The sequence below is a fragment of the Hylemonella gracilis genome, assembly GCF_004328645.1.
GTDB classification, from domain to species: Bacteria; Pseudomonadota; Gammaproteobacteria; order Burkholderiales; family Burkholderiaceae_C; genus Hylemonella; species Hylemonella gracilis_B.
The window spans coordinates 2,876,522-2,902,625 of record NZ_CP031395.1 but is presented as its reverse complement, the minus strand read 5'-3'; the positions used below and the strand labels follow the sequence as shown (position 1 = coordinate 2,902,625).

Here is a 26,104-nt window from a genome sequence, read left to right as displayed (position 1 = left end):
TCATGTCCATCACGCCTGTTTCCGAGGCCGCGTCCTCGCCGGCCACGTCGGTCTTTCCCGCCGATGCCTTGTACATCGAATCGCTGGACATCGAGGCCCAGGGCATCGCCCATCGCAACGATGGCGGTGACGAGCCCGACGCCAAGGGCAAGGTGGTTTTCGTGGAAGGTGCCTTGCCTTTCGAGGTCGTCAGCGCCAACGTCAACCGCCGCAAGAACAACTGGGAGCAGGCCACCGTCACGGCCATCCACCGCGAATCGTCCCAGCGCGTGCGACCTGCCTGCCCGCATTTCGGCCTGCACGCCGAGGCCTGCGGTGGCTGCAAGATGCAACATTTGGAGCCTTCGGCCCAGGTGGCCGTGAAGCAGCGTGTGCTGGAGGACAACCTCTGGCATCTGGGCAAGGTGCGCCCCGAAGTGCTGTTGCGGCCGATCGAAGGGCCGTCCTGGGGCTACCGCTACCGCGCCCGCCTGTCGGTGCGGCACGTGCGCAAGAAGGGTGAGGTGCTGGTGGGTTTTCACGAGCGCAAGAGCCGCTACGTGGCCGACATCAAGAGTTGTGCCGTGCTGCCCCCGCATGTGAGCGCGATGCTGCTGCCGTTGCGCGCGCTGATCGCCTCCATGGACGCGATCGAGACCTGTCCTCAGATCGAACTGGCCTGTGGCCATACCTCGGCGGGTGAGGTGGTGACGGCCCTGGTGTTGCGCCATCTGGAGCCCTTGAGCGCCAGCGATCTGGCCAAGTTGCGTTCCTTCGCGGGGCTGCATGCCGTGCAGTGGTGGTTGCAGCCCAAGGGGCCGGACACGGTGCATCGGCTGGACGAGCAGGACGGCACCGCGCCGCTGGCTTATGGTCTGCCCGAATTCGGCATCGACATGCCCTTCAAGCCGACGGATTTCACCCAGGTCAATCCGCACATCAACCGCGTGCTCGTGACACGGGCTCTGCGGCTGCTGGATGTGAAGTCGGATGAGCGCGTGATCGACTGGTTTTGCGGTCTGGGCAACTTCACCTTGCCCCTGGCCACCCAGGCGCGGGAGGTGCTGGGCATCGAGGGCAGCGAAGCATTGGTGGCGCGTTCCAGGGAAAACGCAAACTACAACGCCCAACGGCGCGCCGCGCCCTGGAGGCCGCTGGCACCGACCCGCTTCGAGGCACGCAACCTGTTCGAACTGGCCCCGGCAGATCTGGTGGGCTATGGCGCCGGGCAAAAATGGCTGGTTGATCCGCCGCGCGAAGGGGCTTTCGCCCTGGTCAAGGCCCTGGCCGATTGCGTGCAGATGCCGGAAAGCGCGCCAGGGTATGTCTTGCCTCGCCGCATCGTCTACGTGAGCTGCAACCCGGCCACGCTGGCCCGGGACGCTGGTCTGCTGGTGCACCAGGCCGGTTACCGCTGTACAGCGGCTGGCGTGGTCAACATGTTCCCACATACCGCACACGTGGAGAGCATCGCGGTGTTTGAGCGCTGCTGATGCTGGTTCACCATGAAAAAACGCACCCTTGGGTGCGTTTTTTGTAGAGATGATGTGCCGCAGCTTGGGCGGTCAGGCCATCAGAGCCGGATGCCCGACTTCTTGTCCGTCGCGGCCTTGCTCTTCGTGCCTTCGGTGTTCTTGACCTCGGGGCCGGATTGCCCTTGCGGGTGCAACGGCGCCTGGGCCTGCGCTTCAACGGGCGCACCCGCCTGGCCCTTGATGTCGTTTTCGCGCATGTACTGGTCCATCTCCCGCCAGCCTTCCAGAATGGCGGTTTTCAGCGCTTTCGGGTTGTTCGTGTAGCACTCTTCCAGGCCGCGCAGCGCATAGCGGCAGGCATTGCCGATGGCTTTGCTGTCCGATTCCCGCATGGCGAGGCGCGGATCGGGCGCGACCCCCGGGATGTCGCAGGCGGCCAGCAGCAGCGCTGCGGACGAGATGGCCAGGATGCGGAGGGAAAAGCGCAGCTTCATGACGGAGGCGGTACGTGACATTGGTTCTTGTATCGGCAGAAGCTGCGCCAGCTTGAGCGGGAAATTGCACGGACCCGGTTTGGGTCCGTGGTTTCTCGCCTTTATTCCCGTTCGCCGCCAAACAGGCCCAGCAAGGCCAGCAGACTCTGGAACACGTTGACGATGTCCAGGTAGAGGGCCAGGGTGGCGCTGATGTAGTTGGTCTCGCCGCCGTCGATGATGCGCTTCAGGTCATAGAGCATGAAAGCGCTGAAGATGCCGATCGCCAGCATGGAAATGGCCATCATGCCTGCGGAGGAACCGACAAAAACATTGATGATGGAGCCGACCATCAGCACGAGAGCGCCGATGAAGAGCCACTTGCCCATGCCGGACAGGTCACGCTTGATGACCGTGGCCAGGCTGGCCATCACGAAGAACACACCCGCCGTGCCGGCGAATGCCGTCATGACCAGATCGGCCCCGTTCTTGAAGCCCAGCACCATGGCGATCAGGCGCGACAGCATCAGGCCCATGAAGAAGGTGAAGCCCAGCAGCACGGGCACGCCCGCGCCGGAGTTCTTGGTCTTCTCGATCGCGTAGATGAAGCCAAAGGCGCCGCCGAGGAAGACGACGAGGCCCAGGATGCCGTTCAGGTACATCGTGATGCCGGTGGCCACGCCGATCCAGGCGCCAGCAACGGTGGGCAGCAGGCTGAGCGCCAGCAGCCAATAGGTATTGCGCAGCACCTTGTTGCGCTCGGCCGCGGGCAGGGCCGCGCCGTAATAGCTGGGGACGCGTTGGTTCATGGTCAGCTCCTTCAAGTTTTCTGTGAGGTGTATATGGGTCTCGACGGCGAGAATTCTAGGTTGAAACCCGGGCGCGAAGTCCAATCCACCACGGGGCCTGTTGATTTAGGTGGGGCCAGTCTCTGTGTGGATTCACCGCTTTTTTCTCAGGGCTGTTTTGCCAGGCCCGCGGGGCTGAAGTTGCTGCGAGGCCCCCACAAGACCGGAGGCGGGCGTTATGCTTCCATGTGTTGTTTTTTTATCATTGCTTTTCCTTTCCGAGAGCTGAACCATGCAAACCCGATCCGTACTTGAACTGGATGACATCAAGAAAATCGCCGCCGCTGCCGAGGCTGAAGCCCGCAAGAACAACTGGGCCGTGACCATTTCCATCGTGGACGAAGGCGGCCACCTGCTCTGGCTGCAGCGCTTGGATGGCGCCGCACCGGTGTCGTCGCACATTTCGCCCGCCAAGGCGCGTACAGCGGCCCTGGGGCGGCGGGAGAGCAAGGTGTATGAGGAGGTGATCAACGGTGGGCGCTATTCCTTCCTGAGCGCGCCGACCCTGGAAGGCATGCTCGAAGGTGGTGTGCCCATCCTCAAGGACGGTCAGTGCCTGGGCGCGGTGGGCGTCAGTGGCGTCAAGTCCACGGAGGATGTGCAGATTGCGCGTGCGGGTATCGCGGCCATCGGTCTTTGATTGTCCATCGGCCCAACTGGGCCGGTGATGTCAGGGCTTCGACGGGCCGTTTCCTTGGGTCGGCGCGCTGCGCCTGGCCGCAAGGGCATAAAATCCGACGAAGTTTCATCCCCACAAAGAGCAAGGCGCGGTGAATTTTTTCACCGCGCCTTCTTGATTTTTACGACGCCAACATGGTCCAGATCACGCTTCCCGACGCTTCCCAACGCCAGTTTCCCGGTCCGGTGACGGTGGCCGAGGTGGCCGCCGCCATCGGTCCCGGCTTGCTCAAGAACACCGTGGCTGGAAAAGTCGACGGTCGCCTGGTCGATGCGAGCGACCTGATTGACCATGACGCCAAGCTGCAGATCATCACGCCCAAGGATCCCGAGGGCGTGGAAATCATTCGTCACTCCTGCGCTCACTTGGTGGGGCATGCCGTCAAGCAGCTGTACCCGACGGCTCGCATGGTCATCGGCCCAGTGATCGACGAAGGCTTCTATTACGACATTTCCTACGAGCGTCCCTTCACGCCCGAGGACGTCGCGGCCATCGAGGCGCGCATGAAGGCGCTGATCGCCCAGGACTACGACGTGATCAAGAAGATGACGCCGCGTGCCGAGGTCATCGAGGTTTTCAAGAAGCGCGGCGAGGAATACAAGTTGCGCCTGATCGAGGACATGCCCGATGAGACTGCCATGGGTCTGTACTACCACCAGGAATATGTGGACATGTGCCGTGGCCCGCACGTGCCAAACACCCGTTTTCTGAAGGCCTTCAAGCTGACCAAGCTGGCCGGCGCGTACTGGCGCGGTGACTCGAAGAACGAGCAGCTGCAGCGCATCTACGGCACGGCCTGGGCGGACAAGAAGGACCTGGACGCCTACATCCTGCGCATGGAGGAGGCCGAGAAGCGCGACCACCGGCGCCTGGGCCGCGAGCTGGATTTGTTCCACCTGGACGAGCATTCGCCCGGCACCGTGTTCTGGCACCCCAAGGGCTGGACGGTGTGGCAGGAGGTGGAGCAGTACATGCGCCGCGTCTACCGTGACAACGGCTACCAAGAGGTCCGAGGCCCGCAGATTCTGGACAAGTCGCTCTGGGAGAAAACCGGGCACTGGGACAAGTACCGCGACAACATGTTCACGACCGAGAGCGAAAAGCGTGAATACGCGCTCAAGCCTATGAACTGTCCGGGCCACATCCTGATCTACAAGCAGGGGGTCAAGAGCTACCGAGACCTGCCGCTGCGTTATGGTGAGTTCGGTGCATGCCACCGCAACGAACCCACGGGGGCTTGCACGGCATCATGCGGGTGCGGGCCTTCACGCAGGACGATGGCCACATTTTCTGCACCGAGGATCAGATTCAGTCCGAAGTCAAGGCGTTCACCGCGCTGCTGCGCAAGGTCTACAAGGATTTCGGTTTCGAGGAGATTCTCTACAAGCTCTCCACCCGGCCTGAGAAGCGCATCGGCACGGAAGAGAGCTGGGATCGCGCCGAAACCGCCCTGGCCGATGGCCTGCGCGCTTCCGGCTGCGAGTTCGAGTACTTGCCGGGCGAGGGTGCGTTTTATGGTCCCAAGATCGAATACACGCTCAAGGATGCGCTGGGTCGCCAATGGCAGTGCGGCACCATTCAGGTGGACCCGAACCTGCCCGAACGGCTGGATGCCGAGTTTGTGGGTGAGGACGGCAGCCGCCACCGCCCGGTGATGCTGCACCGCGCGATCGTTGGCAGCCTCGAGCGGTTCATCGGCATCCTGATAGAGCAGCATGGCGGCGCCTTGCCCGCCTGGCTGGCTCCGGTGCAGGTCGCCGTGCTCAACATCACCGATGCCCAGGCCGATTACTGCCAGGAAATTGCCCGAAAACTGCGCAAAGCGCTGCCGAATCAAGAGCTTAGGGTAGAGACCGATCTCCGCAACGAGAAAATTACGTATAAAATACGGGAGCATTCGATGCAGAAGCTGCCCTTCATCCTCGTCGCAGGTGACAAGGAAAAGGCAGCGGGTGCCGTCGCGGTGCGCGCCCGGGGTAACAAAGACCTCGGTGTGATGTCCCTGGACGCCTTCGTTCAGTTGATCGCTCAGGACATCACCCATAAGACCGCTGAACACGCCGTGTGACGTTTTTGTCGCAAGGCAGGCTGGTGGGGCTGTGCGCGTATGCCGGGACGGTTAAGTCGTTTCTGACGACAATTTTTGTGAAGGATTTGAGCCATCGCTACTGAATTTCGTGATCGCCGCCAGCGCGAAGAGCGCAAGCACCGCCTGAACCGTGAAATCATGGCCCCCGAGGTTCGCATCTCCGGGCCGGACAATGAGCCGATGGGCGTGGTGAGCTTGGCGGAGGCCCTGCGCCTGGCCGGGGAAATGGACGTTGATCTGGTGGAGATTGTGCCCACTGCCGTCCCCCCTGTTTGCCGTCTGATGGACTACGGCAAGTTCAAGTACCAGGAACAGAAGAAGGCCGCTGAAGCGAAAGCGAAGCAGACGGTGATTGAGGTCAAGGAAGTCAAGTTCCGGCCCGGCACCGACGATGGCGACTACAACATCAAGCTGCGCAACATCAAGCGCTTCCTTGAGGAAGGCGACAAGTGCAAGATCACTTTGCGCTTCCGGGGGCGCGAGATCACGCACCAAGAGTTGGGCATGGCCATGCTGGACCGCATGCGCGCCGATCTGGGTGACCTGATCGTGGTCGAACAGATGCCCAAGCTTGAGGGCCGGCAGATGATCATGATGATTGCGCCGGGCAAGAAAAAGGCCGGGGGCGGTGAGAAGGCCGTGGCCGCCAAGCCTGCGGCCGAAGCCACAGCGCAAGGTTGAGGAATTTTTCCGTGGGTTGAGAAACCTGCGGGAAATGCCGGAAGGCTCAGGCTTTTCGGAGTGATGGGCGGGTTCAAACCGCCCATCGCGACAGTGACGGGCCGCAAGGCCCGTTGCGTCAAGGTGGAGGGTTAACTCTCTCCGCACAAGTGGCTCGGGGCCATCAAGTCTGCAATCGGTTTTTGCGGCGCCTCACGAGCACAAAGCAATAGGAGCATGAAAATGCCCAAGATGAAGACCAAGAGCGCGGCGAAGAAACGCTTCCGCGTTCGTCCCGGTGGTACCGTCAAGCGCGGCCAAGCCTTCAAGCGTCACATCCTGACCAAGAAGACCACCAAGAACAAGCGCCACCTGCGCGGTGCGGTGAATGTGCATGCGACCAATATGGGTCACATGGCGCAGATGCTGCCCGGCCAAGGCCTGTAATCAACGACGAACAAGGAGTTAGAACATGCCTCGCGTCAAACGTGGTGTTACGGCCCGTGCCCGTCACAAGAAAGTCCTGAACCTCGCCAAGGGTTTCCGCGGTCGCCGCGGCAATGTGTTCCGCATTGCCAAGGAAGCGGTGATGAAGGCAGGCCAGTACGCCTACCGTGACCGCCGTGCCAAGAAGCGCGTCTTCCGTCAGCTGTGGATCGCCCGTATCAACGCCGCCGCGCGTCAATGCGGCCTGACCTACAGCCAGTTCGCCAATGGCCTGAAGAAGGCCCAGATCGAGATCGACCGCAAGGTGCTGGCCGACATCGCCGTCAACGACATGGCGGCTTTCGCCGGCATCGTGGAGAAAGTCAAGGCCAAGCTGGCTGCTTGATCTGCATGCGCCGCGCGTGGCCCGGTTCCAGACCGGGCCCCGCGGTTCAGGAAACAAGGGCTGGAGCTTGCATGAGCTTTGGCCCTTTTTCTTTTTGTTTTCCCCTAGCTTTCACATTCCATCATGAGCGACATTCCGGCTGACCTTGGCGCCATCGTCGGCAGCGCGCGAGACGCCTTCGCGCAGGCTGCCACCCCGGCCGATCTGGAGAACGCGAAGGCGCGTTTCCTCGGCAAGGCCGGCCAGATCACCGAGTTGATGAAGGGCATGGCCGCCTTGTCCGTGGACGACAAGAAGACCCGCGGCGCTGCCATCAACCAAGCCAAGCAGGCCATCGAGACCGCGCTCAATGCCCGCCGCCAGGCCCTGGCCGATGCCGAGCTGGCCGTGCAACTCAAGGCCGATGTGCTGGACGTCACCCTGCCTGGGCGCGTGCGCGGCGGCAGTGCCACCGGCATGGGCGGCGGTCTGCACCCGGTGTCGTTGACCACCGAGCGCATCGAATCCATCTTCGCTTCCATGGGCTTTGCCGTGGCGCAGGGCCCGGAAATCGAGGCCGATTGGTACAACTTCACCGCGCTCAACACGCCCGAGGACCATCCCGCGCGTTCCATGCACGACACCTTCTACGTGGAAGGTGCGAACGGCGTGACGGATGCCAAGGCCCCCAATCTGCTGCGCACCCACACCAGCCCTGTGCAAGTGCGCCACGCCCTCCAGCACGTTGCCGCGCATGAGGCCGCGAAGCAGGCGGGTCGGCGTGCAGCCGATCAGCCCATGCCCGAAATCCGCGTGATCGCCCCCGGCCGTACCTATCGCGTGGACAGCGACGCTACCCACTCGCCCATGTTCCACCAGTGCGAAGGCCTGTGGATCGGCGAGAACGTGAGCTTCAAGGACCTCAAGTACCTGTTCACCGAGTTCTGCCGCACCTTTTTCGAAAGCAATGACCTGGTGCTGCGTTTCCGCCCCAGCTTCTTCCCCTTCACCGAGCCGAGCGCGGAGATCGACATCCAGTTCCAGCACGGCCCACTGGCCGGCCGCTGGTTGGAGGTGGCCGGTTCCGGCCAGGTGCACCCGAACGTGGTGCGCAACATGGGGCTGGACCCTGAGCGTTACATCGGCTTCGCGTTCGGCATGGGCCTCGACCGCTTCACCATGCTGCGTTACGGCGTGAATGACCTGCGCCTGTTTTTCGACGGTGACCTGCGCTTTCTGCGTCAGTTCCAGTGAAGTCGCTCGTTCCCGCTCACGATTGAGATAAGTCCATGCAATTCCCCGAATCCTGGTTGCGCGAATTCTGCAACCCGCCGCTTTCCACTCAGCAACTGGCCGACACGCTGACCATGGCCGGTCTGGAGGTGGAGGAACTGGTGCCCGTGGCCCCGCCTTTCACCCGGGTGGTGGTGGCCGAGATCAAGGAAGCGGTGCAGCACCCGAACGCGGATCGCCTGCGCGTGTGCCAGGTCGACATTGGGGCTGCCGGACAGGGCACGCTGCTCAACATCGTCTGCGGCGCGCCCAATGCGCGCGTGGGCATCAAGATTCCCTGCGCCCTGGTGGGCGCGGAGCTGCCGCCCGCCGATGATGGTGACGGCAAGCCCTTCCAGATCAAGCTGGGCAAGCTGCGTGGCGTGGAAAGCCAGGGCATGCTGTGCTCGGCGCGCGAACTCAAGCTCTCGCAAGACCACGGTGGCTTGCTGGAACTGCCCGCCGATGCGCTCCTGGGCCAGGACATCCGCGAGTACCTGAAGCTGGACGACATGCTGTTCACGCTCAAGCTCACGCCCAACCTGGCGCATTGCCTCAGCGTCTACGGCGTGGCGCGTGAAGTCGCGGCACTGACCGGCGCGCCGCTCAAGATTCCGGCCATCACCCCGGTGGTGCCCCAGATCCAGGACGTGCAGCCGGTGAAGGTCAGCGCGCCCGAGCTCTGTGGCCGTTTCTCGGGCCGCATCGTGCGCAATGTCAACACCCGGGCCGCCACCCCGCCCTGGATGGTGGAGCGCCTGGCGCGCTGCGGCCAGCGCAGCGTGACGGCCCTGGTGGACATATCGAACTACGTGATGTTCGAACTCGGCCGCCCCAGCCACATCTTCGACCTGGACAAGATCCACGGCACCCTGGACGTGCGTTGGGGCAAGCCAGGGGAACAGCTCAAGCTGCTCAATGGCAACACCGTGACCGTGGATGCCGAAGTCGGCGTGATCGCCGACGACCGGGCCCTGGAATCCCTGGCCGGCATCATGGGCGGTGACGCGACCGCCGTGTCCGACGACACGAAGAGCGTCTATGTGGAAGCCGCCTTCTGGTGGCCCAAATCCATCGCCGGCCGTTCGCGCCGCTACAACTTCGCCACCGACGCCGGTCACCGCTTCGAGCGCGGTGTGGATCCGGAACTCACCGTGGCGCACATCGAGCGCATCACCCAGCTCATCGTCGAGATCTGCGGCACGCCAGAGACGGTCTGTGGCCCCATCGACGACCAGCAGCCCCGCATGCCCACGGCCCAACCCGTGACCTTGCGCGTGGCCCGTGCGGTCAAGGTCATCGGCATGCCGCTGAGCCAGGCCCAGTGCGTCGACGTCTTGAAGCGCCTGGGCTTGTCCCTGGTGGAAGGCGAGGGCGTCATCACGGTCACGCCGCCGCTGTACCGCTTTGACTTGCAGCTCGAGGAAGACCTGATCGAGGAGGTGGCACGCCTGGTCGGCTACGAACACCTGCCGCACACGCCGCCGCTGGCCCCCGTGACGCCGCAGCGGCGCCCCGAGGCGCAGCGCAGTCCCTACGCGGTGCGTCGCCTGCTGGCGGCCCAGGGCTATCAGGAGACGATCAACTACAGCTTCGTCGAGGAACGCTGGGAACGCGAACTCGCCGCCAACGCCCAGCCCATCAAGCTGCTCAACCCCATCGCCAGTCAGATGAGCGTGATGCGCTCCTCGCTACTGGGTTCGCTGCTGCAGGTGCTCAAGTTCAACCTGGACCGCAAGGCCCCGCGTGTGCGCGTGTTCGAGCTGGGCCGCGTCTTCCTGCGCGATGCCAGCGTGCAGGACAGCCATGTCAGCGTGGCTGGCTTCGACCAGCCCATGCGCCTGGCCGGCCTGGCCGCGGGCCCGGTGGAGGGCCTGCAGTGGAGCGGTGTCACGCGCCCGGTCGATTTCTACGACGTCAAAGGCGATGTGGAGGCCCTGCTGGCGCCACGCCAGGCCGTGTTTGAACCGGCTGAACACCCGGCCTTGCACCCGGGGCGCAGCGCGCGCGTGCTGCTCAAGGGCGGACAAGGCTTGGAGCCGATCGGCTTCATCGGGGAACTGCATCCGCGCTGGAAACAGGCGTATGAGCTGTCCATGACGCCCGTGCTGTTCGAGCTGTCATTGGACGCCGTGCAGGCCCGTGACGTCCCGGCGCTGCGGCCTATGAGCAAGTTCCAGGCGGTGGAGCGCGATCTGGCCTTCATCGTCGCGCAGGACGTGACACATGCCGCGCTGATGCGGGCCATCCAGGCCGCTGCCACCGCCGGATTGCTGCGTGATGCGGTATTGTTCGACGTCTACCGCGCCAAGCCGGGTCAAGTGTCGGCGGGGCTGGCCGACAATGAGAAGAGCCTCGCCGTGCGCCTGACCTTCAACGACACGGACGCCACGCTGACGGACGAGCAGGTGGATGCCGCCGTGCAAGCTGTGCTCGCATCGCTGCAGCAACAGGTGGGCGCGCGTCTGAGGGCGTGAGCCGGGTTCATTGATTGGAAGTAGAGGGGCGAGAGATCAACCATGGACATTGCCGTCGAAAGCCTGGAAACCCCCGCCTTGACCAAGGCGCATCTGGCCGAGTTGCTGTTCGAGCAGATTGGCCTGAACAAGCGCGAGTCCAAGGACATGATCGACGCCTTTTTCGACTTGGTCGCTGAACGCCTCACACAGGGGCAGGATGTGAAGATTTCCGGCTTCGGCAATTTCCAGATCCGCACCAAGGCGGCGCGTCCTGGCCGCAATCCGCGCACCGGCGAGGCAATCCCGATCGAGGCACGCCGGGTCGTGACCTTCCACGCCAGCCACAAGCTCAAGGAACAGATCCAGGCCTGGACGGACAGCTGAAGCCAAGGCGTGGCACCCCGCGCCGCGAAGCTTGGAAAGCCGCGGGATTTGGGTTACCTTCACGTTCCACGCCTTTCCCGACATTCAGCCACAGACCTGCGATTCCATGGAGTCCCCACTACCGCCGATCCCCGCCAAGCGCTACTTCACCATCGGCGAGGTCGGTGAATTGTGCGGGGTGAAGCCGCATGTGCTGCGCTACTGGGAACAGGAGTTCACCCAGCTGCGCCCGATGAAGCGGCGCGGCAATCGCCGTTATTACCAGCACCACGAAGTGCTGATGATCCGCCGCATCCGGGATCTGCTGTACGACCAGGGCTTCACCATCAGTGGCGCGCGCAACAGGATGCAGGAGTTGCTGGCGGCCGAGCGCGAAAAGAAACGCGGCGTGGACCTCGCCTTCGACAGCGCGGAGGACGATGCCGGCCTGGACATTCTGGAAACCTCGCTGGCTGCGCCGGCGAACGGGCACGGTGCGACGCCTTGGGGCCCCGCCGATGCAGGCATGGCGGGGGCGTCAGCGATGACAGAGGTGGCTGACATGGCGGCGCGCGCGAGCCTTGCGATGCCCGTCCACCTTGCCAATGCTGGTGACGCCCTGAAGAACGGGCGTGCCGAGGCGGGGTCGGTGCTGCACTTGCAGCAAGTGCGGCGAGAACTCACCGCGATCCGGGATTTGCTGTCGGGGGATTGGTAGAGGCTGCCGAAGCAGCGGGGCTGACCAGCGCAGCTGGCGCCCAGACTCAGTCAGTGCGTGCGGCTGAGCGGAATACGGGTCGGTTCCAGCTCGACCTTGTCGGCGTTGACCGAGATGTTGGCCTCTTTGAGGTGGACCAGCAGGTCGTAACGCTGGATGATGATGTGGTCTACCGTCTCAGGTTTCCCGTGATACATCACCTGGGTGCCCGGGCGAAAGAGCGGCAGGACGGCGGCGGGTTGTTCAGCGTTGGACACGATGGATGATCACGCAAAAACAAGGTTGATGAACGCGCGCCGGGCCGACACCTTGACTCCGACGCAGCCAGTCTCCTTCAGAAGGAGAAGCTTGGAAAGCCTGCAAGATACCACAGAACCAGGATGGAGATGAAAAGGGGCAGGCCGATGCCGAGAAAGGTAACGGCCATCAGCACAAACAGGCCGATTTGCGAGAACCAGTCCTTGAACAGGACAACCAGATCGACATCCCAGAAGTGCTCTTCGTATTTTTTGGTCATGGCGGTCTCCGTCGGTAACGGTCAATGGGGCAACAAGCCTCCACTGGCGCCGCGCATGCATCGCCTGCGCATGGCCCATGCGTGCGGCGTAAGAGCCAATCTACTCCGATTTGCCGGTTTGTAAAGCCGGGGGAAACACAGGCCGTTTCGCGGCCGGGAATCGCCCCCTAGCCCAGGCTGAAGTCGCGCACCGGGTAAGGCTCGGCGCGCGGGCTGGCCGCGTGGGCCTGGCTGTCGGCGAAGTAGAGCTTCAGTGTCTCGCTGACGGTGCGGAAGGCGATCTCGTCCCAGGGAATCTCGTGTTCCGCGAACAGGCGCGCTTCCATGGTTTCCGGCCCCGGCGCAAGGTGCGTGCTCAAAAGGCGCGCGCGGTAGAACAGATGCACCTGCCCGACCCGGGGCACGCTGATGATGGTGTAGAGCCCCTGCATCTCGATCTCGGCGCCGGCTTCCTCGTCGGTTTCCCGGGCCGCGCCCTCAGCCGCTGTTTCCCCCAGTTCCAGAAAACCCGCGGGCAGGGTCCACTTGCTGCGGCGGGGTTCGATGTTGCGCTTGCACAGCAGCACCTTGCCGTCCATCACGGGAATCGTGCCGACCACGTTGAGTGGGTTTTCGTAGTGGATGGTGCCGCAGGCGGGGCAGACCGCGCGTTCGCGCGTGTCGCCATCGTCGGGAATGCGGTAGACCACGAGGGTGCCGCAGTGGCGGCAATGTTTGATGGGGCTGCGCAGCATGGTTGGGTGAATGAAGTGTCAGTCTGCTGCAAGTCCTGGACCAATAATTATCAGCCGGATTGCCACCCATAACTATTCGAGGAGAACCCCACCATGTCCAGCACGCGCAGTCACGCCCCATCCAGCTACGCGGCCTTCCATCAGCGCTCCATCACCCAGCGCGACGCCTTCTGGGCCGAGCAGGCCGGCCTCATCGACTGGCAAACCGCACCTCGGCAGATCTGTGATTACAGCCACCCGCCTTTCGCGCGCTGGTTCGTCGGCGGTACGACCAACCTCTGCCACAACGCGGTGGACCGCCACTTGAAGGACCGTGCCCAGCAGCCCGCCCTGATTGCCGTCAGCACCGAAACCGGCCAGGAACAGGTCTACACCTTCGCCGATCTGCACCTGGAAGTGCAGCGCATGGCCGCCGTGTTGCACAGCCTGGGCGTGGCCCAGGGCGACCGGGTGCTGATCTACATGCCCATGATCGCCGAGGCCGTCTTCGCCATGCTGGCCTGTGCGCGCATCGGCGCCATCCACTCGGTGGTCTTCGGCGGCTTCGCCTCGGGCTCCCTGGCCACGCGCATTGACGATGCCGAGCCCAAGGTCATCGTCAGCGCGGACGCGGGTTCGCGCGGCGGCAAGGTCACGGCCTACAAGCCGCTGCTGGACGAGGCCCTGCGCCTGTCCCGCCACCAGCCGTCCTCCGTCTTGCTGGTGGACCGGCAACTGGCGCCCATGCCCCTGGTGCCCGGGCGTGACCAGCTCTGGAGCGCGCTGCGCGAGCAGCAGCTGTACACCTCCGTTCCCGTGGCGTGGGTGGACGCCACCCACACCAGCTACACGCTCTACACCAGCGGCACCACGGGCAAGCCGAAGGGCGTGCAACGCGACACGGGCGGTTACGCCGTGGCCCTGGCGGCCAGCATGAAGTACATCTACGAGGGCCAGGCGGGTGAAACCTATTTCTCCACCAGCGACATCGGCTGGGTCGTGGGCCACAGCTACATCGTCTACGGCCCGCTGATTGCGGGCATGGCCACCATCCTCTACGAAGGCCTGCCCATCCGTGGTTTGGATGGCCTGCCCGACCCCGGCATCTGGTGGCGACTGGTCGAGAAGTACAAGGTCACGCGCATGTTTTCCGCGCCCACGGCCGTGCGCGTGCTCAAGAAGCAAGACCCGGCCTACCTCAAGCGCCACGACCTCTCCAGCCTCAAGGCCCTGTACCTCGCGGGTGAGCCGCTGGACGAACCCACCGCGCAGTGGATCAGCGATGCCCTGCAGGTGCCCATCATCGACAACTACTGGCAGACCGAGACCGGCTGGCCCATCCTCAGCATCGCCAATGGCGTTGAAAAAACACCCGGCAAGTTCGGCAGCCCTGGCGTGCCCATGTACGGTTACGACGTCAAGCTCATCAGCGAAAGCACGGGCGAGGAACTGACCGGGCCGGACCAGAAAGGCGTGCTCGCCATCGAAGGCCCCTTGCCGCCGGGCTGCATGCAGACCGTCTGGCGCGATGACGCGCGCTTCGTCAACACCTACTGGAAGAGCATTCCCGGCCGGCTGATCTACAGTACCTTCGACTGGGGCGTGCGCGACAAGGACGGCTACTTTTTCATCCTCGGACGCACCGACGACGTGATCAACGTGGCGGGCCACCGCCTGGGTACGCGCGAAATCGAGGAATGCATCGCCAGCCACGTCAACGTGGCCGAGGTGGCCGTGGTCGGCGTGGCCGACGCGCTCAAGGGCCAGGTGGCCCTGGCCTTCGTGGTCGCGCGCGACGCCAGCGGCCTGGGCGAGGCGCAAGCGCGCCTGCGCTTCGAGGGCGAACTGATGCAGGTGGTGGACCGCCAGCTCGGCGCCGTGGCCCGCCCGTCACGCGTGCTGCTGGTCCAACTGCTGCCCAAGACCCGCAGCGGCAAGCTGCTGCGCCGCGCCCTCCAGGCCGTGGCCGAAGGGCGCGACCCGGGCGACCTCACCACGCTGGACGATCCGGGGGCGCTACAGCAGGTGAGGGAGTTGCTGGCGGGCAAGAGTTGAAGTTATGCGGCAAGGCGCAAGGGCGGGTGCCACTAAGGCGCGACTTCAATCTTGGGATGGCAGGATTCGGCCAGGAGCGGACATAGGCCTAGAGGCCCAGAAGCGGACGCCAAATTACCCAATTTGGGGATAGGCTGTGGCTGAACTGGTAGGCACAATCGGCTTCAACAGTCTGCGGAATTTCTTCGATTGCAAAGCCATGTTGCAAGCCAACTTCAGGGAAATCTGATGGTCAGAATATCGAGCACGCGCCAGTTTATAGAGCAGGTTTTGCTCTATACATTACGTTAGGTTTCCTAATGAATGCGCCTACCAAAGGTATCCATCCGCACATCCCAAGGAGTGCCGCTTGGAGATAGTCACCCCAACTTGGGCAATTACTGTCTTGGTCTGTCTTTTTGGCGGCCTGTTCGCTTTCGCGGTTGCCAGATACAACGCTTACCGCACCGCTTCTGCCAAGTTCCGCTCCTCCGTCCTTGACGCCCTTTCCGACTTCTATCCGACATTCACCCGCTGGGACGGTGCAGCCTTCGGAGAAGAGCTGAAAAATAAATTCCCCATCTTGCAAGCTGCGGTTACGGACTTCGAGGCTTCTTTGCTCTGGTGCAAGAAAGGCGACCTCCGCAAAGCTTGGGTGCGCTATTGCAACGCCACTGGCCGCGATTGCGACATGAACACCTATCTGCACTATTTTGACTCTTATGGCCCTGGAGGTAATCAAGCCGAGGCCACTGCAAAAGCTCAAGCTCTTTTCCATTCCAATGTCGCCGCCCTTCTCGCATTTGCGTCCAAAACCTAACATGGCGCTCAACCTCGCTCCCTTCAGTCGCTGGACGCTCCGCCTACCGGCTTCGCGCCGGTTAGCTTGTACGTTAGACCTCACTGAAAGGACTTATATGAGAACGAAGCTTGCATTCCTTCTGGCGGTGTTGCTCTTTTGTTCAGCCGCGGCCTTGGCGCAGAACTGTCCGTACGATCCGCGCTGCTTGAACAATCCGTATGGCGCGGGCAACCCTTATAAGGCCGATGGGCTGAACAACCCGTACAGCACATACGGCAGCCCGTACAGCAACAAGTCGCACACTAACCCCTACGCGACGGACGCTCCGAAGCTCTACGACAGTCAGGGAAACTACCGCGGGCGCTTGAGCAGCAATCCCTATGATCCGGATTCCACGTCCAATCCCTACGGCAGGTACGGCAATCCGCACTCTCCGGATAGCATCAACAACCCGTATGGGGCCGGCAACCCGTACGGTCAGCCGCTCCGCGTGGTGCCGTCCCGGTGAGGTCTAACAGGTCGGTCGACTCGGACACGTTGCGGCAAGGGGCCGGTCACCTTTACGTTAAACGACTGCTTTCATAGATACTTGATCGTCTGCTATGGGTCGGATGCACCCATCAAATTTTGTGCGATTCACCTGCGTAAGATGCTCGCATGGCATTCCTCCGCACCATGACAATCAGCGACTACGAGTCGGTCATTCAACTGATGAAAGACACGCCGGGTGTTTCCTTGCGCGATGCCGACTCGCGCGAAGCAACTGCGCGATACCTTGAGCGCAATCTCGGTATGAGCTTCGTGGCTGAGCATGGGGGGCGGGTCATTGGGTGCATCATGTGCGGCCATGATGGCCGCCGTGGTTACCTTCAGCATCTGGTGGTCCACGCTGAGCACCGAAGGCAAGGTATTGCGAACGCACTCGTCAGCCGTTGCTTGGCGAGCCTGGAGGACTTGGGCATCTTCAAGTCGCACATCGACGTCTTCAGGACGAACGAAGTCGCGCAAGCCTACTGGGAAAGCCAGGGCTGGATGCGTCGCACTGATATTCACCGCTACTCACGGGTCAGCAACGGCAACGCCAACGCCTGATCTTTCCATCATCATGAAGCATCAGTACCTGGTCATCTCACGCGGTAAGTGGGACGAAACCGCGACTCCAAAAGACGTCCAGCAAGCCATCGATCGGTTCTACGCGTGGTACGAAGGCCATCTGGTATCCGGCCGCATGCTGGAGGGCAGCAGGTTGCACATGGACGGCAAGCTGGTGACAGCGCGAGGCGTTACCGATGGTCCGTTCGCGGAGGCCAAGGAACTCGTGGGCGGCTACTGGTTCATCGTTGCCGACAGCCTGGATGAAGCCGCCGCGCTGGCCGCCGAGAACCCCTGCCTGGCCTTCGGCCTTTCCTTGGAGGTTCGACCTCTTGAACAGGCCAAGGCCTTGGCGAAGGACACGACCAACGAAACGCCGAATGCCTGGCGCGTCAAAGCAGAGTTGGCGTCTTCTTGAGCGCCAGCCTCACCCCAAGCCCAACAACTTCGCCAGACTCTTCTCATCCCCCGGCGACACCAGCATCAGATGCTGTTCCAGGTCGCGCAGGTGCTGGTCCATCAGTTTCACCGCGCCCTCGGCGTCGCCCTGGGCGATGCAGTCCACGATGCGTTCGTGTTCGTCGTGTTCGCACGCCGCGTTGCCTGGCGGTTGGTGCACGGCGACGATGAGGGAGCAGCGCGAGACGATTTCGGCCAGGTAGCGTTGCAGGATTTCGTTGCCCGACAATTCCGCAAGGCGCAGGTGGTAGGCGCTGGCCAATCGGGCCCAGGCGGGTTGGTCGAAGCGGTGCATGGCCTCGTGTTCGGCGCGCAGCTGTTCGCGCAGGCCCTTGAGGTCGCGCGCGCTGGCGCGTTCAGCCACCAGGCGTACCACGGCGGCTTCGAGCGCGCGGCGGGCTTCGAAGATTTCCCGCGTTTCCTCGCGCGTGGGCACGGCCACGATGGCGCCTCGGTTGGGGCGCAGTTGCACGATGTGGTCATGCGCCAGCTTTTGCAGCACCTTGCGCACCACCGAGCGGCTCACATTGAAAAGTTCACACAGCGGGGCCTCGGGCAGCTTGGTGCCGGGCTTGAGGCGCTGGCTCATCACGCTGTCGAAGACGGCCTGGTAGATGCGGGCCTCGATGTCGGCGCTGTCCTCGCCGAGTTGGTCCGCGTGGGCGTCCGGGTCCAGCGCGGGGGCGACGGCGGGGCCTCGGCCCTTACCAGTGAGGGTGACAGTGGGGGCGCCAGCGGTCCGCGTGGCGCGGCGGGTGCCCGCCTTGCTGGCAGGGGCGCGAGACTCAGTGGATTTGGGCATGCAGGCTGCGTGCGATTCGGATCAAGGCGAGGTCGCTGCCAGCGGGGCCGAGCAGGGACAAGCCCAGCATATCACCGGAGGCCGTGCGCACCGGCAGGCTGATCTGCGGCAGGCCGCACAGACCCGCGATGCAGGTGATGGCCATGGTGCGCAGGCGCACCGCGTCCACGGCCCCCGGGTCGGCGTCGCGCAGCGGCGGCAGGCTGGCGGCCGAGGGCAGTAGCATCAGGCCGTCGTCACCCAGCAGCGCCCGCACCTGGGCGCGCACCTGCGCCTGCAGCGCGCGCGCCGCTTCGGCCGCCTCGGCGTTGACCTGGCTCGCAGCTCGCCAGCGCCCTGCGATGGCGGGGGCGAAGCTGGGCTTCGTTTGCGTGATCCATGCGCCATGCACCTGCCAGCCTTCAAAGGCGCCCGTCGTCACATAGGTCTGGCGCCAAGCCGGCAGGCCGGTCTCGCCCGCGATGCGCAGGTTCTCGGGCACGCAGGCCAGCAGCTGCGCCAGGGCTTCGCGCGCGCGGTGCAAGGGTTTGGTGAAGAGCTCATCGGCCAGTTCCCAGGCGTCCAGCGGCAGCAGCAAGCGGCGTGGGCGGTAGCCGCTTTCGGGCAGCAGGACACGACCCACGCGTTCGAACACGTCGCCGTTGGCGGCGAGCCAGGTGGCGGTGTCGAAGCTGGGGTGCAGGGGAACCAGGCCCGCGGTCGAGACCAGGCCGTGCGTGCTGCGCAGGCCCCAGAGGCCGCAGTAGCTGGCCGGCACGCGGGTGGAGCCGCCGGTGTCGGTGCCCAGGGCGAAGTCCACGAGGCCTGCCGCGACGGCCGCCGCCGAACCGCTGGACGAACCGCCGGTGACACGCGCGGGGTAGAGGCTGTTGAGTGGTGTGCCGTAGTGCAGGTTGTCGCCGTGCAGGCTGTAGGCCAACTCGTCGGTCAGTACCTTGCCCATGAGCGTGGCGCCGGCTTGCAGCAATTGGGCGACGACGGCGCTGTGTTGCGTGGGCACGGGATGGGTGGTGAGCCATGTGGGGTTGCCGGCACCCGTGGGGTGGCCGGCCACATCAAACAAATCCTTGGCGGCGAAGGTGAGGCTGCTCAGCGGCCCGCCGGCCTGGCCAGCGATGCTGAATTGGCCATGCGGCACCCAGGCGCCAACGGTGTCTTTGAGGGGAAAGGGCAGGGGAGCGTTCATGCGGTGGTTTCGGTGTGGGTGTGGGCGAGGCGGTCCATGTGCGTGCAGATGGCGCCGGGTGTGGTGAACCAGACTTCGCCACGTTCTCGCGCGGTGGCCAGGTGCTGCAGGGCGCGGCGCAGGTGGCGCAGGCGGTAGGGCTGGCCGACCAGATAGGGGTGCAGGGCGATGCCCATCACCAGCGGTTGCTGGCGGGACTGTTCGAGCATCTCGTCGAAGTTGTCCACGATCATCTGTGCGAAGTCCTTGCCGTCCATCTGGCGCCCCACGATCATGGGGATGTCGTTGAGTTCCTGCGGGTAGGGGATGGACCACAGGCCCTGGCCGCCGCGCGTCGTCATGCGCACGGGCTGGTCGTCGTGGCACCAGTTGAGTGTGTAGCGGTAGCCAGCCTCGGCCAGCAGATCGGGCGTGAGCTTGCTTTCGGAAATCCAGGGCGAGAGCCAGCCCGTAGGCGCCGCGCCGCTGCGCGCGCGCATGCGGTCGCGGCAGAGCGCCAGCAGTTCGTGCTCGGCCTGTTCGTCCAGCACGCCCTGGCGCTCGGCGTTGCTGTGGCCGTGCCCCACCAGTTCGTCGCCGCGCGCGGCGCAGGCCACCACCACCTCGGGGCAGTGATCGTAGAGCGCGGTGTTGATGAGCGCGGCGGCGGGCAGTTGCAGTTCGTCAAAGAGTTCCAGGCAGCGCCACACGCCGACGCGGTTGCCGTACTCGCGCCAGCTGTAGTTCAGCACGTCGGGCTGGGGCGAGGCGGGTCCGATCATGGCACCCAGGCCTTCGCCGAAAGCGAAGTGCTCGATGTTCAGCGCCAGGTAGACCGCTAGCCGCGCGCCGCCCGGCCAGCGGTAATCGGCGCGCCGCGTGATGGCTTGATAGGGAAAACGTCCGTGGTCGGGAAGTTGGCCGGGGTAGAGGGCGGGCATGGGGCTGTACCTCACAAAGTGGCCAATCCGGCGCGCACCAGCAGCCATTCGGCGCTGTCGTTCCACACGTCCATCTGCGTGATCAGGCCCTGCTGCACGACGTAGCGGTCCACGTAGCGGTTGCCTTCGAAAGGCGTGCCGTCGGGCCACACGCCGTACAGCGTGCCCAGGCTGTAGACCACGGTGTGCTCCGGCGTGCCGCCGGCCACGGTCTCGGTGGCTTCCACTTTTTTCTTGACCCACTGGTAGCGCGTGGCGTTGAAGGCCGCGCATTCGGTGGGGGCCTGCATGGCGCGGCCGCCGGTGAAGCGGATGCGCAGGCCGGGCGCGATGAATTGGCTGGCGGCGGCCGGGTCCGGAATCATCAGCAGGCGCAGGTACTCGTCGACGATGGCTGCGGGGGTGGATGGGTTCATGGGTGGATTCCTCTCGTTCGTCCCTGTTTTGGTGCCGGGTGCACCAGGAGGTGTGGGGCTGGGCGTTTCAAAACGTGCTCGCAAAAGACATGCCATATTGTTGACAATATTGTTATTCAAGTGATAACAGGAAAAAACCCAAATTGGCAACATTGGCACGTCGTTTGCATGGTGAGGCCGAGCCCGCGGGGCCGTCCATTTCCATCCCTCACCTGGAGTCATGCCATGAAGCGCTTTTCCTTTTCCGTCGGTCGCCGCAGCCTGCTGGCCGCCGGCCTGTGCCTGGCTGCTGCCGCCGTGTCAGCGCCGGCCCTGGCGGCCGAACCCATCAAGATCGGCCTGGTCACCGCGCTGTCCGGCCAGTCGGCGCTGGCCGGGGAGGCCATCACGCGCGGCATGCAACTCGCGATCGACGAGATCAACGCCAAGGGCGGCCTGCTGGGCGGTCGCAAGCTGGAGCTGGTGCGCCGCGACGACGAGGCCAACCCCGCCAAGGGCGTGGTGGCCGCGCGCGAGCTGATCTACCGCGAAAAGGTGGCGATCATCTTTGGCGGCCTGGACACGCCGGTCTCCATGGCCATCGTGCCGCTGATCAACCAGGAGAAAGTGCCCTTCATGGGCCCCTGGGCGGCGGGCACGGGCATCACCCAGAATGGCGCTAAGCCCAACTTCGCCTTCCGCGTTTCGGCCGTGGACGAGATCGTGGATGTGGGCATGCTGGCCTACGCGCAGAAGACCTTCAAGACGGCCAAGCCGGGCTTGATCCTCGTGAACAACCCCTGGGGCGAGAGCAACGAGAAGGGTCTGAAGGCCGCCATGGCCGCCAAGGGCGTGACGCCGGCTGGCGTGGAAAAGTACGAGGCCAATGACGTGGACATGGTGCCGCAACTCACGCGCCTGAAGGCGGCGGGTGCGGACACCCTGTTCCTGGTGGGCAACGTCGGCCCCTCGGCCCAAGTTGTGAAGTCGCTGGAGCGCATGGGCTGGAAGGTGCCGGTGGTCTCGCACTGGGGTCCGGCCGGCGGCCGCTTCACCGAATTGGCCGGTCCGAACGCCAAGGACGTGCACTTCGTGCAGACCTACAGCTTCTTCGGCAAGCAGTCGCCCGTGGGTGAGCGCGTGATCAAGGCCATGATGGCCAAGTACCCCAACGTCAAGGGCCCCGGCGACATCACCCCGGCCGTGGGCGTGGCCAATGCCTACGACGGCGTGCACCTGGCGGCGCTGGCCATCCAGGCCGCGGGTTCGACCGAGGGCGACGCCGTGCGCCAGGGTTTCTACAAGATCGGCAAGTACGAAGGCCTGATCAAGACCTACAACAAGCCCTTCAGCCCTGAGGTGCACGACGCCGTGTTGGCCGATGACTACGTCTGGGCGCAGTTCATCGACAACAAGATCGTGCCGGTGGGTTTGAACTGATGTTGGTGTTATCCGCGCTGGTCAGCGGCCTGGGCCTGGGCAGCATGTACGGGCTGATGGCCCTGGGCTTTTATGTGACCTACGCCGTCAGCGGCACGGTCAACTTCGCCCAAGGCAGCTCCATGATGCTGGGCGCGGTGCTCACCTACACCTTCGCGCAGACCCTGGGCTGGCCCGGCTACCCGGCCGTGCTGCTGGCCCTGGCCTTGTGCGCGGCCTATGGCTTGCTGGTGGAACTGCTGGCCGTGCGGCCTTTCGTCAACCGCGGTTCGGACGCCTGGCTGATGGCCACCGTGGCCCTGGGCATCGTGCTCGATAACGTGGTCATGGCCACCTACGGCAAGGAGCCGCGCAGCCTGCCGTCGCCCCTGGCGCAGTCGCCGCTCGAAGTGGGCGGGCTGGGGCTCGGTGTCTATCCGCTGCAGTTGTTGATTCCGGTCGTGGGGCTGACGCTGGCAGCGGTGTTGCACTACCTGTCGCGCCGCACGCGTTGGGGCACGGCCATGCTGGCCGTGGTGCAGAACCGCGCGGCGGCCCGCCTCATGGGCATTCCGATTCGCCGCGCGGTGGCGCTGGTCTTCGCGCTCTCCGCTCTGTTCGCGGGCATTGCGGGCGTGTTGATCGCGCCGCTGATGAACGTGCATTCGGACATGGGCACGCTGTTCGGCCTCAAGGCTTTCGCGGTCGCCATCCTGGGCGGCATCACCAGCGCCTGGGGCGTGATGATCGCCGGGCTGATCTTTGGCCTGGTGGAGGCCACCATCACCACCACGCTGGGTTCGGGCTACACCCAGATCCTGACCTTCGCGTTGGTGATCGCGGCGCTGGCCTGGCGCCCCAACGGCCTGTTCGGCCGCGCGGAAGTGAAGAAGGTATGAACGCCACCCAGATGCCCGAAGGCACTCGCACCGCTATGCGCAGCATGGAGATCAGCCTGTGATTTTGAAGAACAAGGAACAGCAGGGCGGCGTTCTGCTCGGTCTGGGCACGCCGCTGCAGATCGCGGCCTGCCTGGCTGTGCTCGCCCTCGGCGCGGGTCTGTCGCTGTCACTCAATGGGTATTGGGTGTTTGTGTTGGCCCAGGTGGCCCTGCTGGCCATCGTGGGTGTGGGACTGAACGTGCTGATCGGCCTGACGGGCCAGATGTCCTTCGGCCATGTGGGCTTCTACGCCATCGGCGCTTACACGGTGGCCATCCTGACCAGCAAGGCGGGCCTGAGCTTCTGGCTGGCCTGGCCGTTGGCGGCACTGCTTGGTGCAGCCTGTGGCGCGCTGCTGGCCTTGCCCGCGCTGCGCGTGAAGGGGCCTTACCTGGCCATGATCACCATCGCCTTCGGTTTCATCGTGGAGCACGGCATCGTCGAGGCGGGCGCGCTCACCGGCGGGCAGAACGGCATCATGGGCATCGCCGGCCCGGCCCTGGGCGGCCTGGCCCAGGGCGAACGCGCCATGGCATTGCTGGCCATCGCAGCGGCGGGCCTGGCCTTGGCGCTGTACGCTTGGCTGGCGCGTGGCACCTGGGGCGCGGCCATGCGCGCGGTGCGTGACGCCGAGACGGCCGCCGAATCCATCGGCCTGAACCCGCTGGTGATCAAGACCGTGGCCTTCGCGCTGTCGGCGCTCTGCGCGGCGGCGGCGGGCGCGCTGTTCGCGCCGCTCTCCGGTTTCGTGACACCGCACACCTTTGGTTTTGTCCAGTCCATTCTGTTTGTGCTGGTGGTCATGCTGGGCGGCGCGGGTTCGGTGGCGGGGCCGCTGATTGGCGCGGTCATCGTGGGGCTGCTGCCTGAATTGCTGTCGGGCCTGGAGGAATACCGCCTGCTCTTCTTCGGCGTGTTGCTGCTGGTGGTGCTTTGGGTTGCGCCCGATGGTTTGGCCGGGATGTTGCGTCGCCTGAGAGTGCGGCTGCGGCCGCCGACCTTGGCCGAGCCCAAGGCGGCGGACGCAGCGCGGGCCGAGTCGCCCGCTGCCGCTGCAGACCCTGCCGCGGTCTTGCCTCGACGCGCACGTCGGCCTCTGACCGCGCGAGGCCTGAGCATGCAGTTCGGCGGCGTGCGTGCCGTGTCCGACCTGCATTTCGAGGCGCCCGCCGCGGCCGTGACCAGCCTGATCGGTCCCAATGGCGCGGGCAAGTCCACAGCCTTGAATATGCTGAGCGGTTTCTACCGACCCACCGAGGGGGGCTTCGCGCTTGGGAGCGAGGGCCTGACGGGCCTGGATGCGATGCGCATCGCGCGCCGGGGCGTGGCGCGCAGCTACCAGACCTCGCAGCTCTTCGGGTCCTTGAGCGTGCTGGACAACGTGATGCTGGCCATGCGCCGCGGGCGGCTTGGGCCGCTGCTGGGCGCGGCCGGGCGCATCGATCCCGCGTTGACCGCGAGGGCAGTTGAACTGATCCGCTGGTGTGGCTACGCCGGGCACCCCGACACGCTGGCGGCTGATCTGCCGCATGTGGACCGGCGCCTGGTGGAGATCGCCCGTGCGCTGGCCGTCGACCCCGAGGCGCTGCTGTTGGACGAGCCCGCGGCCGGCCTCTCGCGCGAGGACAAGGCGCGCCTGGGCGCGCTGCTGCGGCGCATCGCCGACGTGGGCGTCACGGTGCTGCTGGTGGAGCACGACATGGCCTTGGTCATGGGCATCAGCGACCAGGTGGTGGTGCTCGATGCGGGTGTGCGCCTGGCCGTGGGCCCGCCCGCCCAGGTGCAGGCCGACCCGGCGGTGCAGCAGGCGTATTTGGGGGAGTCGGTGGACATTGTTGACTCCTACGCTCCGCCGTTGCACGGGTCGCTGCCCCCTGAGGGGGCAGCCGCACCTTCGGGCGGCCCGGCGGTGAGGCGCGGTGAGCCCCGCGCGGTGGTGGTCCCGAGCGGCGTCGGGCAACGTCCCGAGATGTTGGGCGTCGGCTCTCTGGTCGCGGGTTATGGCGCCGAGCCGGTGCTGCACGGCATCGATCTGCAGGTGCGCCAGGGCGAGGTGGTGGCCCTGCTGGGTGCCAACGGCGCGGGCAAGTCGACCTTGATGAAGGCACTCGCGGGCTTGCACCGACCGGTGCAAGGGGGCATCCACCTCGAGGGTCAGGAGCTTAAGAACTTCGGCGCCGAGCAGGTGGTGGCGCGGGGTGTGGTGCTGGTGCCCGAGGGGCGCCAGGTCTTTCCTGAGCTCAGCGTGCTGGACAACATACGGCTCGGCGCCTTCTTGCGACCCCAAGACCGCGAGGCGAGGGTGGAGGAACAGCTGAGGCGCTTTCCGCGCCTGCGCGAACGCTTGCACCAGCGCGCTGGGCTGCTTTCGGGCGGCGAACAGCAGATGCTGGCCATCGCGCGTGCGCTGATGTCGCGCCCGCGCATCCTGCTGTTGGACGAGCCTTCGTTGGGCCTGGCGCCCAAAGTCATCGCCGAGCTGTTTGCCGCGCTGGACCAGTTGCGCCGCGAGGGCATGACGCTGCTGCTGGTAGACCAGATGGCTGGCCTCGCGCTGGCCCTGGCGGACCGCGCCTACGTCATCGAGGGTGGTCGCATCGTGGCCCAGGGCACGGCCTCCGAGATCGCGGCGGACGGCGCGCTGGCCCAGGCCTACCTGGGGCGGCAGGCGAAATCGGCGCCGTTGCCTGCCTGAAGAGCGATGTAACCCTGTTAAACCCGCCGGCAGGCGGGAGGTAGTCTGGCGGAAGCGAGGCCCCTTCGTGTCTGCTGCCTGCGGGCCACGTGGTGGGCATGGCGCGCCCTTGATCGCGGATGTCCTTATTCCCCTTGCTCGTGAATTCGTTCCCGTCCGCTTGCGCGACGGGCCTGTTTCGGTGGCACAATCCCGTCCGTACTGAGGGGCGGGGTATCCACATGGAGCCGCCCTTGGGCCCTTCCAGCCACAGTCGCATCCGCCAACCGGTTCAGCCGTGCCGCGGAAGGTTTCTTAAACCAG

General features: G+C 64.7%; 26 protein-coding genes and 1 pseudogene. 18 read left to right on the top strand and 9 right to left on the bottom strand.

The features are described from left to right. Positions 1–2 precede the first annotated feature (2 nt). On the top strand, positions 3–1,472 hold the full coding sequence (rlmD, locus tag DW355_RS13615; RefSeq protein WP_131280834.1) for a 23S rRNA (uracil(1939)-C(5))-methyltransferase RlmD: 1,470 nt from the start codon (positions 3–5) through the stop codon (positions 1,470–1,472). Positions 1,473–1,552: 80 nt separating this feature from the next. Here the strand turns inward: rlmD and DW355_RS13610 are convergent, their stop codons facing one another. Together DW355_RS13610 and DW355_RS13605 are read right to left on the bottom strand one after the other, a co-directional pair. Further along, on the bottom strand, positions 1,553–1,948 hold the full coding sequence (locus DW355_RS13610) for a hypothetical protein (protein ID WP_131280833.1): 396 nt from the start codon (positions 1,946–1,948) through the stop codon (positions 1,553–1,555). 101 nt (positions 1,949–2,049) lie between these two features. Then, positions 2,050–2,736 (bottom strand): Bax inhibitor-1 family protein, encoded by a 687-nt coding sequence (locus DW355_RS13605; RefSeq protein ID WP_131280831.1) that lies wholly within the window; start codon positions 2,734–2,736, stop codon positions 2,050–2,052. 271 nt (positions 2,737–3,007) lie between these two features. On the opposite strand from DW355_RS13605, the gene DW355_RS13600 reads away from it, so the two are divergent. The 9 genes and pseudogenes from DW355_RS13600 to DW355_RS18160 all read left to right on the top strand — a co-directional run bounded on the left by DW355_RS13600 (position 3,008) and on the right by DW355_RS18160 (position 11,826). Next, positions 3,008–3,415: a GlcG/HbpS family heme-binding protein gene (locus tag DW355_RS13600; RefSeq protein ID WP_131280830.1), complete on the top strand. Its 408-nt coding sequence runs from the start codon at positions 3,008–3,010 to the stop codon at positions 3,413–3,415. A gap of 173 nt (positions 3,416–3,588) precedes the next feature. Beyond that, positions 3,589–5,522: pseudogene (thrS, locus tag DW355_RS13595) on the top strand (threonine--tRNA ligase). 93 nt (positions 5,523–5,615) lie between these two features. Continuing rightward, entirely contained in the window at positions 5,616–6,224 is a 609-nt protein-coding gene (gene infC / locus DW355_RS13590) for a translation initiation factor IF-3 (protein ID WP_131280828.1), read from the top strand. Positions 6,225–6,446: 222 nt separating this feature from the next. Then, the gene (gene rpmI, locus DW355_RS13585; RefSeq protein WP_006296830.1) at positions 6,447–6,650 is read left to right on the top strand and encodes a 50S ribosomal protein L35; all 204 of its coding nucleotides are present in this window, start codon (positions 6,447–6,449) and stop codon (positions 6,648–6,650) included. Between the two features lie 25 nt (positions 6,651–6,675). Beyond that, positions 6,676–7,035 carry a 50S ribosomal protein L20 gene (rplT, locus tag DW355_RS13580; protein WP_006296828.1) on the top strand — a complete coding sequence of 120 codons (360 nt, stop codon included), beginning with the start codon at positions 6,676–6,678 and terminating at the stop codon, positions 7,033–7,035. A gap of 123 nt (positions 7,036–7,158) precedes the next feature. Next, positions 7,159–8,268, top strand: coding sequence for a phenylalanine--tRNA ligase subunit alpha (gene pheS, locus DW355_RS13575; RefSeq protein WP_131280826.1), 1,110 nt, complete (start codon positions 7,159–7,161; stop codon positions 8,266–8,268). A 35-nt stretch (positions 8,269–8,303) separates the two neighbouring features. Continuing rightward, positions 8,304–10,763: a phenylalanine--tRNA ligase subunit beta gene (pheT, locus tag DW355_RS13570; protein WP_131280825.1), complete on the top strand. Its 2,460-nt coding sequence runs from the start codon at positions 8,304–8,306 to the stop codon at positions 10,761–10,763. 42 nt (positions 10,764–10,805) lie between these two features. Next, the gene (locus DW355_RS13565; protein WP_131280823.1) at positions 10,806–11,129 is read left to right on the top strand and encodes an integration host factor subunit alpha; all 324 of its coding nucleotides are present in this window, start codon (positions 10,806–10,808) and stop codon (positions 11,127–11,129) included. A gap of 106 nt (positions 11,130–11,235) precedes the next feature. Next, positions 11,236–11,826 (top strand): MerR family transcriptional regulator, encoded by a 591-nt coding sequence (locus DW355_RS18160; protein WP_242671386.1) that lies wholly within the window; start codon positions 11,236–11,238, stop codon positions 11,824–11,826. A 50-nt stretch (positions 11,827–11,876) separates the two neighbouring features. Here DW355_RS18160 and DW355_RS13555 read toward each other — a convergent pair whose 3' ends face one another. The 3 genes from DW355_RS13555 to DW355_RS13545 form a co-directional block, all read right to left on the bottom strand. Further along, on the bottom strand, positions 11,877–12,083 hold the full coding sequence (locus DW355_RS13555; RefSeq protein ID WP_131280822.1) for a hypothetical protein: 207 nt from the start codon (positions 12,081–12,083) through the stop codon (positions 11,877–11,879). Positions 12,084–12,160: 77 nt separating this feature from the next. Then, a complete protein-coding gene (locus tag DW355_RS13550) occupies positions 12,161–12,343 on the bottom strand; it encodes a hypothetical protein (RefSeq protein ID WP_131280820.1) in 183 nt (60 codons plus the stop codon). Between the two features lie 167 nt (positions 12,344–12,510). After that, the gene (locus tag DW355_RS13545; RefSeq protein ID WP_131280819.1) at positions 12,511–13,077 is read right to left on the bottom strand and encodes an NUDIX hydrolase; all 567 of its coding nucleotides are present in this window, start codon (positions 13,075–13,077) and stop codon (positions 12,511–12,513) included. A 93-nt stretch (positions 13,078–13,170) separates the two neighbouring features. On the opposite strand from DW355_RS13545, the gene DW355_RS13540 reads away from it, so the two are divergent. The 5 genes from DW355_RS13540 to DW355_RS13520 all read left to right on the top strand — a co-directional run bounded on the left by DW355_RS13540 (position 13,171) and on the right by DW355_RS13520 (position 17,402). Beyond that, complete coding sequence (locus tag DW355_RS13540) at positions 13,171–15,111, top strand: propionate--CoA ligase (RefSeq protein WP_131280817.1); 1,941 nt, start codon at positions 13,171–13,173, stop codon at positions 15,109–15,111. Positions 15,112–15,460: 349 nt separating this feature from the next. Further along, the gene (locus DW355_RS13535) at positions 15,461–15,910 is read left to right on the top strand and encodes a hypothetical protein (RefSeq protein WP_131280816.1); all 450 of its coding nucleotides are present in this window, start codon (positions 15,461–15,463) and stop codon (positions 15,908–15,910) included. A gap of 97 nt (positions 15,911–16,007) precedes the next feature. Then, complete coding sequence (locus DW355_RS13530; RefSeq protein WP_207388027.1) at positions 16,008–16,400, top strand: hypothetical protein; 393 nt, start codon at positions 16,008–16,010, stop codon at positions 16,398–16,400. A gap of 149 nt (positions 16,401–16,549) precedes the next feature. Beyond that, positions 16,550–16,984, top strand: a complete 435-nt coding sequence (locus DW355_RS13525) for a GNAT family N-acetyltransferase (RefSeq protein ID WP_131280814.1) — start codon at positions 16,550–16,552, stop codon at positions 16,982–16,984. 13 nt (positions 16,985–16,997) lie between these two features. Then, positions 16,998–17,402 (top strand): YciI family protein, encoded by a 405-nt coding sequence (locus tag DW355_RS13520; RefSeq protein WP_165493198.1) that lies wholly within the window; start codon positions 16,998–17,000, stop codon positions 17,400–17,402. 9 nt (positions 17,403–17,411) lie between these two features. Here the strand turns inward: DW355_RS13520 and DW355_RS13515 are convergent, their stop codons facing one another. Genes DW355_RS13515 through DW355_RS13500 form a run of 4 tightly spaced genes read right to left on the bottom strand, consistent with a single transcriptional unit; the run spans position 17,412 to position 20,767 of the window. Continuing rightward, positions 17,412–18,245 (bottom strand): GntR family transcriptional regulator, encoded by an 834-nt coding sequence (locus DW355_RS13515; RefSeq protein ID WP_131280812.1) that lies wholly within the window; start codon positions 18,243–18,245, stop codon positions 17,412–17,414. Beyond that, entirely contained in the window at positions 18,229–19,431 is a 1,203-nt protein-coding gene (locus tag DW355_RS13510; protein ID WP_131280810.1) for an amidase, read from the bottom strand. Before DW355_RS13510 ends, DW355_RS13515 begins: the two co-directional genes overlap by 17 nt. Further along, positions 19,428–20,351, bottom strand: coding sequence for a polysaccharide deacetylase family protein (locus DW355_RS13505; protein ID WP_131280808.1), 924 nt, complete (start codon positions 20,349–20,351; stop codon positions 19,428–19,430). Before DW355_RS13505 ends, DW355_RS13510 begins: the two co-directional genes overlap by 4 nt. An 11-nt stretch (positions 20,352–20,362) precedes the next feature. Next, positions 20,363–20,767: a nuclear transport factor 2 family protein gene (locus DW355_RS13500; protein WP_131280806.1), complete on the bottom strand. Its 405-nt coding sequence runs from the start codon at positions 20,765–20,767 to the stop codon at positions 20,363–20,365. A gap of 225 nt (positions 20,768–20,992) precedes the next feature. Between DW355_RS13500 and DW355_RS13495 the strand changes: the two genes are divergently transcribed. Genes DW355_RS13495 through DW355_RS13485 form a run of 3 tightly spaced genes read left to right on the top strand, consistent with a single transcriptional unit; the run spans position 20,993 to position 25,801 of the window. Then, a complete protein-coding gene (locus tag DW355_RS13495) occupies positions 20,993–22,186 on the top strand; it encodes an ABC transporter substrate-binding protein (RefSeq protein ID WP_131280805.1) in 1,194 nt (397 codons plus the stop codon). Next, positions 22,186–23,064, top strand: a complete 879-nt coding sequence (locus tag DW355_RS13490) for a branched-chain amino acid ABC transporter permease (RefSeq protein ID WP_131280803.1) — start codon at positions 22,186–22,188, stop codon at positions 23,062–23,064. The genes DW355_RS13495 and DW355_RS13490 overlap by 1 nt, the downstream gene beginning before the upstream one ends. Before the next feature lie 58 nt (positions 23,065–23,122). Next, positions 23,123–25,801: a branched-chain amino acid ABC transporter ATP-binding protein/permease gene (locus DW355_RS13485; protein WP_131280801.1), complete on the top strand. Its 2,679-nt coding sequence runs from the start codon at positions 23,123–23,125 to the stop codon at positions 25,799–25,801. The last annotated feature ends 303 nt before the right edge of the window (positions 25,802–26,104 follow it).